The organism is Streptomyces sp. NPDC050211 (assembly GCF_040656035.1).
Lineage (GTDB): Bacteria > Actinomycetota > Actinomycetes > Streptomycetales > Streptomycetaceae > Streptomyces.
Map to the genome: position 1 here is coordinate 43,287 of NZ_JBFALC010000068.1, position 6,994 is coordinate 50,280.

5 protein-coding genes are annotated in these 6,994 nt (G+C 71.5%); 4 read left to right on the plus strand and 1 reads right to left on the minus strand.

Annotated features, from left to right (window positions below):
• The first annotated feature begins 30 nt into the window (after positions 1–30).
• Positions 31–2,730: a nitrate- and nitrite sensing domain-containing protein gene (locus tag AB0I98_RS41185; RefSeq protein ID WP_362950888.1), complete on the plus strand. Its 2,700-nt coding sequence runs from the start codon at positions 31–33 to the stop codon at positions 2,728–2,730.
• A gap of 111 nt (positions 2,731–2,841) precedes the next feature.
• Here AB0I98_RS41185 and AB0I98_RS41190 read toward each other — a convergent pair whose 3' ends face one another.
• A complete protein-coding gene (locus AB0I98_RS41190; protein WP_362950890.1) occupies positions 2,842–2,997 on the minus strand; it encodes a hypothetical protein in 156 nt (51 codons plus the stop codon).
• Positions 2,998–3,196: 199 nt separating this feature from the next.
• On the opposite strand from AB0I98_RS41190, the gene AB0I98_RS41195 reads away from it, so the two are divergent.
• Genes AB0I98_RS41195 through rapZ form a run of 3 tightly spaced genes read left to right on the plus strand, consistent with a single transcriptional unit; the run spans position 3,197 to position 6,917 of the window.
• The gene (locus tag AB0I98_RS41195) at positions 3,197–3,868 is read left to right on the plus strand and encodes a response regulator transcription factor (protein WP_362950892.1); all 672 of its coding nucleotides are present in this window, start codon (positions 3,197–3,199) and stop codon (positions 3,866–3,868) included.
• Between the two features lie 53 nt (positions 3,869–3,921).
• On the plus strand, positions 3,922–5,964 hold the full coding sequence (uvrC, locus tag AB0I98_RS41200; RefSeq protein ID WP_362950894.1) for an excinuclease ABC subunit UvrC: 2,043 nt from the start codon (positions 3,922–3,924) through the stop codon (positions 5,962–5,964).
• Complete coding sequence (gene rapZ, locus AB0I98_RS41205) at positions 5,961–6,917, plus strand: RNase adapter RapZ (protein ID WP_362950897.1); 957 nt, start codon at positions 5,961–5,963, stop codon at positions 6,915–6,917. Before uvrC ends, rapZ begins: the two co-directional genes overlap by 4 nt.
• Positions 6,918–6,994 lie beyond the last annotated feature (77 nt).

Here is a 6,994-nt window from a genome sequence, read left to right on the forward strand (position 1 = left end):
GAATCCGCCCCTGGAACCTGAGAGCCGGTCATGCTCCGCCCCCGACCACTCACCCCGCCCCGCATCCCCTTCCTCGCCCGTCTCCGCATCGGCCGGAAGCTGATGCTTCTCGTGCTGCTGCCGGTGACGACCATGCTGGTCTTCACCCTGGTCGGCGGCGTGAGCCAGTGGCGGGAGGCACGGGCTCTGGAGGAGTTCAGCGCCGCGACCCAGGTGTCGTTCGCGACCACGGCGCTCACCGATGCGGTCGCCCGGGAGCGCATCGCGGCTGTCCAGGCCCGGCTGCGCCCCGGCTCGAGCACCCTGCGGGAACGGTCCGCCACCCAGCAGGCCACTGAGGCCGTCCTGCACAAAGCCCTTGACGACAGCCGCTCCTGGACCGGTCAGCCCGACGTCCCCGGCCGGCTCGACGCCGCCGACCGCAAGCTGCACGCCCTGCGCATCCAGATCCGGACCGGTTTCCTCACCGCCCCGCAGCTCGCCGGCCAGTACGACACGATCGAGGACGACCTGCTCAGCACCGTCGCCACCCTCGAATCCGGCCGCCCCACCCGGGAGTCGGGCCGCGCCGCCGACGCCCACCTCGCGCTCCTGGACGCCATCGAGGCCGCCGAGCGCGAACGCGTCGAACTCGCCGTCCTCCTCCACGCCCCGCCCGACCGAGCAACCGCCACCAGCCGCTGGTCGGCCCTGGAGCGGTCCCGCCTGGACGCCTTCCGGCAGACCGCCTCCGCCGCCCTCCAGGGCGAGCTTTACGCCACGCTCCTTCGGAACCCGGGCCTGGTCGTGCGCAAGACCCGGGACACACTGGCGGATCCGGACGGCAGACGGGACTGGCCGTCGTACGACCGCTGGATGACCGCTTCGACGGCCCGGATCGACGCCTTGCGCGGCATCCAGGGGCGGGCAGCGGCAGAGCTGGGGCGCACCGCTGCCGCCGACCTCGACGCCGCCCAGCGGCGCGAGATACGCGACCTCGTCGTCTCCTTCGGCGTCCTCGCCGCCGTCACCGCCCTCGCGCTGGCTCTGCGACGCTCGATCACCCGGCCGCTGAGCGCGGTCTCCGCGGGCGCCAGGGCGCTGTCGGAGGGCGATCTGTCGTACGACATCCGGTACGCCGGCCGGGACGAACTCGGCGACGTCGCCGACACGTTCCGCGAGCTGCGGGTGACCACCGAACGGCTCGCCGCCGAGATCCACGCCATGAACGAGGCGATCGACGACAACCGGCTCCAGCACCGGGCGGACGTCGGCGCGTTCCAGGGGACCTGGGCGCGGCTGCTGGGCGGCATGAACGGCACCATGGCGTCCTTCGCCGCCGCCCATGGACGGCGCCGCCAGGCGGAACAGGAGCTGGCGAGCATCTTCCACCTCTCGCTCGACCTGCTGTGCATCGCCGGGCTCGACGGCCTCTTCAAGCGCGTCAATCCCGCCTTCGAGCGGACCCTCGGCCACACCACCGAGGCCCTCATCGGCACGCCCTGGCTGGAGTTCGTGCACCCGGACGACCGGGCACGCACGCGTGCCGCACTCGAACGGCTCGCCGGCGGTGTGGAGCTGGCCGAGTTCGAGAACCGCCTGCTGCGGGCCGACGGCACCGAACGCTGGCTCCAGTGGAGCGCGCGCCCGGTCACCGACGAGGGCCTCATCTACGCCGCCGCGCGCGACGTGACCGAGAGCCGCCGCACGGCCCGTGAGCAGGCGGCGCTGCGCCGGGTCGCCACCCTCGTGGCACGCGGTGTGCCGCCGCAGGAGGTGTTCTCCGAAGTCGCCGACCAGGTCGGCACGGTCCTGGGCAGCGGCTCCGTCGCCGTCCTGCGGTACGCCGCCGACGGCACCGCCACCGTTCTCGGCACCGCCCGTGGTCCCGCGGCCGAGGGCGAGGCGGTCGCTGCCGAGGTGGCGGCGACGCGGTGTCCCGCGCGCGTGGGGCGTGCAGTCGGTGCGCCCATCGTCGTCGACGGCCGTCTGTGGGGTGCCGTCGTCGCGGCCGCCGCCGGGCCCGAACCACTGCCCCCGGGCACCGAGTCGAGGCTCGCCGACTTCACGGAACTCGCCGCCACCGCCCTGGCCAACGCCGACAGCCGGGCCCAGCTCACGACGTCACGCGCGCGCGTGGTGGCCGCCGGGGACGCCTCCCGGCGCCGTATCGAACGCGATCTGCACGACGGGGTCCAGCAGCGCCTGGTCTCGCTCCAACTCGACCTGAGAACGGCCCAGTCGATGCTGGAGGAGCAGCCCGACGCCCTGCCCGACCAGCTCGACCACATCGCCAAGGGGCTCGACGACGCCTTCGCGGACCTGCTCCAGGTCGCCCGCGGCATCCACCCGGCGATCCTCTCCAAGGGCGGCCTCGGCCCTGCCCTGCGTGCCCTGGCCAGGCGCTCCTCGGTCCCCGTCGAGCTGGACCTCCGTCTGCCACCGGACCGGCTCGCCGAGCAGACGGAGGTCGCCGTCTACTACGTCACCTCCGAATGCCTCACCAACGCCGCCAAGCACGCGCGCGCGAGCGTCGTACAAGTGACGGCGCGGACCTACGACGACGTCCTGGAGGTGACGATCGCCGACGACGGGACGGGCGGCGCCGAGCCCGCACGGGGTTCCGGCCTGATCGGCCTCATCGACCGAGTCGAGGCGATCGGCGGCAGGCTGGCCGTCAGCAGCCCGCCGGACCAGGGCACGACCCTGACCGTACGGTTGCCGCTGACCAGGGCCGCGACGGATACGTGACCGCCCGGAACGTACACGAGGGGAGTCGTCCGGGACGGGGGGACCCAGGACTCTGTGACGTGCGCATACGCTCCGGGCGGCCTCTTCGGACGGTGGGCCTGCCGTCCGGCTCTAGAGGCGGTCGGTACCGCTGTTCCCGGCGAGCCGCAGCCGCTTGGCCCGCACGATGTCGGGGTCCCTGGGGTCCAGGGGCCGCGTGTACAGGTCGTCCGCGTCGCGACGGGCCCGGGCCGGCCGCCGTGCTTTCTCGATCCGCGTCCGCCGCATCCGCCGCGCCCTTCGCCGTGACCCGCGGCCTCCTGTGGAGGCTGCCGGTCCGTTTGCAACCGCTGCTTAGAGCATCGCCCGCCGATGTCCCCGTGTCGTCACGGCCACCCCCCAATTCCGCTTCCTGCTAGCCGTAACCCAGGCGGTCGGGCAGGCTGTTGGGGCGCAGCACATCGGTCGGGCAAGGGGAGCCGGGACCATGGACGCATCGCAGCAGCCCGCGCGGGGACGGGTCGTACTCGCCGACGACGACGTTCTGCTGCGCGAGGGTCTCGCCAGCCTCTGCGAGCGCGTCGGATACGACGTGGTGGGCCAGGCGGGTGACGCGGAACGGCTGCTGGAGCTGGTCGCCGAGCAGAGACCCGACCTAGCGATCGTCGACATAAGGATGCCGCCGGACCACTCCACCGAGGGCCTGAAGGCGGCCCGCACGATCCGCGAGCGCCACCCCGGCACCGGCATCCTCGTGCTGTCCGCGTACGTCGAGGTCGAGGACGCCCTGGAGCTGCTGGCGAGCGGCCGGCAGGTCGGCTATCTCCTCAAGAGCCGGGTCACGGTGGTCGACGACTTCATCGAGGCCCTGGAACGGATCCACCGGGGCGGCTCGGTCGTCGACCCGTCCCTGGTGCACGAGCTGTTCTCCGCCCAGCGCCGCGACGACCCGCTGTCCCACCTCAGCGCCCGCGAGCGCGAGGTGCTCGCCCTCATGGCCGAGGGTCGCTCCAACGCGGGCATCGGCCGCCGACTGTGGGTCACCGAGGGCACCGTCGAGAAGCATGTGCGCAGCATCCTGGGCAAGCTGAACCTCCAGGAGGACACCGACGCCCACCGCCGTGTCCTCGCGGTGCTGACCTTTCTCGAGACCCGATAGGCGTTGTCCACAGGCTCGTCGCTCTGTCACCCCTCGCCAGTAGGGTGTGAAACATGGCCGACCCCTCCAGCTACCGCCCCAAGCCGGGGCAGATCCCCGACTCGCCCGGGGTGTACAGGTTCCGCGACGAGCACCGCCGGGTGATCTACGTCGGAAAGGCGAAGAGCCTGCGCCAGCGCCTGGCGAACTACTTCCAGGACCTGGCGGGCCTGCACCCGCGCACCCGCACCATGGTCACCACGGCCGCGTCCGTGGAGTGGACCGTGGTGTCCACGGAGGTCGAGGCCCTGCAGCTGGAGTACTCCTGGATCAAGGAGTACGACCCCCGGTTCAACGTCAAGTACCGCGACGACAAGAGCTACCCGTACCTCGCGGTGACGATGAACGAGGAGTTCCCGCGCGTACAGGTGATGCGTGGCCACAAGAAGAAGGGCGTGCGCTACTTCGGGCCGTACGGGCACGCGTGGGCGATCCGCGACACCGTCGACCTCCTGCTCCGCGTCTTCCCGGTGCGCACCTGCTCGGCCGGCGTCTTCAAGAACGCCGCCCGCACCGGCCGCCCCTGCCTGCTCGGCTACATCGGCAAGTGCTCCGCGCCCTGCGTCGGCCGGGTCTCCGCCGAGGAGCACCGCGAACTCGCCGAGGAGTTCAGCGACTTCATGGCCGGCCGCACGGGCACATATCTGCGCCGCCTGGAGAAGCAGATGACGGCGGCGGCCGAGGAGATGGAGTACGAGCGGGCGGCCCGCCTGCGCGATGACATCGAGGCCCTGAAGAAGGCCATGGAGAAGAGCGCGGTCGTGCTCGCCGACGCGACCGACGCCGATCTCATCGCGGTCGCCGAGGACGAGCTGGAAGCGGCCGTGCAGATCTTCCACGTCCGCGGCGGACGCGTGCGCGGCCAGCGCGGCTGGGTGACCGACAAGGTCGAGGAGATCACCACCGGCGCCCTGGTGGAACACGCCCTCCAGCAGCTCTACGGGGAGGAGACGGGAGACGCGGTCCCCAAGGAAGTCCTCGTCCCGGCGCTGCCCGACCCGGTCGAACCGGTCCAGCAGTGGCTCACCGACCGCCGCGGCTCGATCGTCTCCCTGCGCATTCCGCAGCGCGGCGACAAGAAGGCCCTCATGGAGACGGTGCAGCGCAACGCCCAGCAGGCACTCGTCCTGCACAAGACCAAGCGCGCCTCCGACCTGACCACACGATCGCGCGCCCTGGAGGAGATCGCCGAGGCCCTCGACCTGGACAGCGCCCCCCTGCGGATCGAGTGCTACGACATCTCGCACCTCCAGGGCGACGACGTCGTGGCCTCCATGGTCGTCTTCGAGGACGGCCTCCAGCGCAAGAGCGAGTACCGGCGCTTCCAGATCAAGGGCTTCGAGGGCCAGGACGACGTCCGCTCCATGCACGAGGTGATCAACCGCCGCTTCAGGAGGTACCTCGCCGAGAAGGAGAAGACGGGGGAGTGGAGCGAGGAGGACGGCCTCGTCGAGGAGAACGGCCGGCCCAAGCGCTTCGCCTACCCGCCGCAGCTCGTCGTCGTCGACGGTGGCCGGCCGCAGGTCGCGGCGGCCAAGCGGGCCCTGGAGGAACTGGGCATCGACGACATCGCCGTGTGCGGGCTGGCCAAGCGCCTGGAGGAGGTCTGGGTGCCGGACGCGGACGACCCCGTCGTGCTGCCCCGCACCAGCGAGGGCCTCTATCTGCTCCAGCGGGTCCGCGACGAGGCCCACCGCTTCGCGATCACCTATCAGCGCACCAAGCGTGCCAAGCGCTTCCGGTCGAGCCCTCTGGACGATGTGCCGGGACTCGGCGAGACACGCAAGCAGGCACTGATCAAACACTTCGGGTCGGTGAAAAAGTTGCGATCCGCGACAATTGACCAGATCTGTGAGGTTCCGGGCATAGGTCGTAAGACGGCCGAGACCATTGCCGTGGCCTTCGCCCAGGCGGCCCCGGCGGCACCCGCCGTGAACACGGCGACCGGAGAGATCATGGACGACATGGAAGACGGGGCGCCCGAGACGACGGCGGGCACCCCGGGGGAGCCCGTGTCCGCGGGCACCCCGGACGAGCGACGGGGGATGGAGAGATGAGCGAGCAGGACAAGCAGCCCACAGGCCAGGAAGACCAGAGCGACGGAGAACAGGTGACTACGGGCAGCGACACCGCCGGGGCCCCCGAGGCGGCCATCCCCGAGCTGGTGATCATCTCCGGCATGTCCGGGGCCGGCCGCTCGACAGCCGCCAAGTGTCTGGAGGACCTCGGCTGGTTCGTCGTCGACAACCTCCCACCCGCGCTGATCCCCACCATGGTGGAGCTCGGCGCCCGCTCCCAGGGCAATGTCGCCCGGATCGCGGTCGTCGTCGATGTCCGCGGCCGGCGCTTCTTCGACAACCTCCGCGAGTCCCTCGCCGACCTCGCGGCCAAGCACGTCACACGCCGGATCGTCTTCCTGGAGTCCTCCGACGACGCCCTGGTCCGCCGCTTCGAGTCGGTGCGCCGCCCGCACCCCCTCCAGGGCGACGGCCGCATCGTCGACGGCATCGCCGCCGAGCGTGAACTGCTGCGCGAGCTGCGCGGCGACGCCGACCTGGTGATCGACACCTCCAGCCTCAACGTGCACGAGCTGCGCGCCAAGATGGACGCCCAGTTCGCCGGCGATGAGGAGCCGGAGCTGCGGGCCACCGTCATGTCCTTCGGCTTCAAGTACGGCCTCCCCGTCGACGCCGACCTGGTCGCGGACATGCGCTTCCTGCCCAACCCGCACTGGGTCCCGGAGCTGCGCCCGTACACCGGCACCCACGAGGAGGTCGCCGCGTACGTCTTCAACCAGCCCGGCGCCAAGGAGTTCCTCGACCGGTACGCCGAACTGCTGCGGCTGATCGCGGCCGGGTACCGCCGTGAGGGCAAGCGCTATGTGACCATCGCCATCGGCTGCACCGGCGGCAAGCACCGCTCGGTCGCCATGTCGGAGAAGCTCGCCGCGCGTCTCGCGGCCGAGGGTGTGGAGACGGTGGTCGTACACCGGGACATGGGACGGGAATGACAGGACGTACACCGCGGCTGAGCAGGCTGCGCCGGGCCGTGCCCGAGGCCCGGGCCGGCCGGCCCGCCGAGGCCCGT